This is a genomic window from Candidatus Protofrankia californiensis (assembly GCF_900634765.1).
Taxonomy (GTDB): domain Bacteria; phylum Actinomycetota; class Actinomycetes; order Frankiales; family Frankiaceae; genus Protofrankia; species Protofrankia californiensis.
Genome location: NZ_CAAAFT010000018.1, coordinates 1544 through 3115, shown reverse-complemented (window position 1 = coordinate 3115; position 1572 = coordinate 1544). Strand labels below are relative to the sequence as shown.

At 70.9% G+C, this 1572-nt stretch carries 4 protein-coding genes; all 4 read right to left on the bottom strand.

The features are described from left to right. On the bottom strand, nucleotides 1-592 hold a 592-nt coding region (locus DD1DGNOD_RS00705), incomplete at its 3' end, for a DUF2637 domain-containing protein (protein ID WP_131769212.1). Continuing rightward, complete coding sequence (locus tag DD1DGNOD_RS00700) at nucleotides 589-891, bottom strand: hypothetical protein (RefSeq protein WP_131764634.1); 303 nt, start codon at nucleotides 889-891, stop codon at nucleotides 589-591. The genes DD1DGNOD_RS00705 and DD1DGNOD_RS00700, both read right to left, overlap by 4 nt. Next, complete coding sequence (locus DD1DGNOD_RS00695) at nucleotides 888-1175, bottom strand: hypothetical protein (protein WP_131764633.1); 288 nt, start codon at nucleotides 1173-1175, stop codon at nucleotides 888-890. Before DD1DGNOD_RS00695 ends, DD1DGNOD_RS00700 begins: the two co-directional genes overlap by 4 nt. Further along, nucleotides 1172-1572 (bottom strand): hypothetical protein (locus tag DD1DGNOD_RS00690; protein ID WP_165036316.1); only part of this gene is annotated, 401 nt, incomplete at its 5' end. The genes DD1DGNOD_RS00695 and DD1DGNOD_RS00690, both read right to left, overlap by 4 nt.

Below are 1572 nucleotides of genomic sequence, written 5' to 3'. Positions count from 1 at the left end.
CCGGAGGGAAGCCGTGCCCGGTCGACGCGGACAGGCCGACCGCCGTGCCCGGCGAGTCCGCCGACTGCGACGGAACCAGCCGTGGAGGCACCGCAGGGGATACGGAGACGATCTCCGATTCGCCGGCGTAACCCTCACCCTCAACCGGAGAGCTCACATCCTCGGCGGTAGACCCGTCGATCACCGCGGCTATGTGCCGGGCATGCCGTAGGGCCAACTCCAGGGCGACCGCCAGGGCTACCGGTGCCCACAGTCCGATCAACCGGCCCGTCCACGACGGTTCAGCGTGAGCCACGTTCGCGGCCACCGACGCGCCGATCCCCAGGGTCACCGCGAACCAGGCCGTAGCGCGGCCACCCCGGCGACCGGCACGGGCATCGGCCAGCAACACCAACGCGGCCACGGCCAACAGCCCGTCCACGCTCAACGGCAGGATCGTCGAGGACAGGCCATCCTCGCCGTGCCGCCCGGACAGATCCCGCATGTGCCGGTACGAGACGACCGCGGCGACTCCGGCGACGACCGCCAGACCGACACCGACCAAACGGCTGATCCACTGGTCGGCGCCGACAACCTTCGGGTTCACGGTCATGACCGGCGCCCCTTCTGCGCCGCTGCCTGGCGACGGGCAAGCTCCTTCTTCTGCGCGGGGGTCAACGTCGTGTTCTCCCGACCAGTCAGCCGGTCCCGAGTCGTGACGCCGTCCTTGGTCGTCGTCTTGTCGATCCGCTTCTTGCGGATCAGGCCCTTGATCTCCTTGGTCGACGTCGGGATCGTGACCGCCTTCGGCTTCGCGCCCCGCTCACCCGAGACCGCCCGAGGGAAGCAGGACGGGCACGACGTGCCGTCCACCACCCCGTCACCGCCGCAGCAGGGCTTCCGACGGCTCACCGGTCGGCCTCGGGGTCGTCGTAGAGGTTGTCCGTGGACAGCAGTTCGGGGCCGGAGAAGTCGCGGCCGTCGACCCAGGCGAACCGTGTGGTCCGCCCGGAGCCCGATCCCTTCCGGTCCGGCAATGGGCCGACCTGGAAGTCCCGGACGAGACCGCTGGGGTCGGCCACGATCCGGCCACGGCGGACAGTGCCGTTCCGGACGGCACGGACCCGCTGTCCGTTCCGGAGTCTGCGGCCGTCCGGCTCGTCGGGATCAGGGGTGGCAGCCAGGGTGCGGCTCATCGGGTCACCTCCACCGCGGCACGGATGAGCCGGGCGATCTCGGCGTGGTTACCGGCGTCCAACGCGAGTTCGAGCATGCGGACGTACGCCTGAAGCTGGCCGAGCTGGACGGCCGTGGTGTGCAGCACGGCATGCTCGTCGCCATCCGCAGGACCGCCGAAGTCGGGAACGCATTCGGGGTGCTCCGGGCCGTTGCCGATGTCGGCACCCGGACCACGTACCGGCTCGCCGCAGAACCGGCAGCGACGGGTGTCGTCGGCAGGAGCGTCGTCCGCCTGGCCGTGCTCGTCGAGCACATCGGCCGCGTAGTCGGCGGGCACCGACCGGGCCGCCATGCCGTCCGGGTCGTTCGTCAGCGTGTCGCCGATGCGCTGACGCATCCGCTCACGCAGCCGGG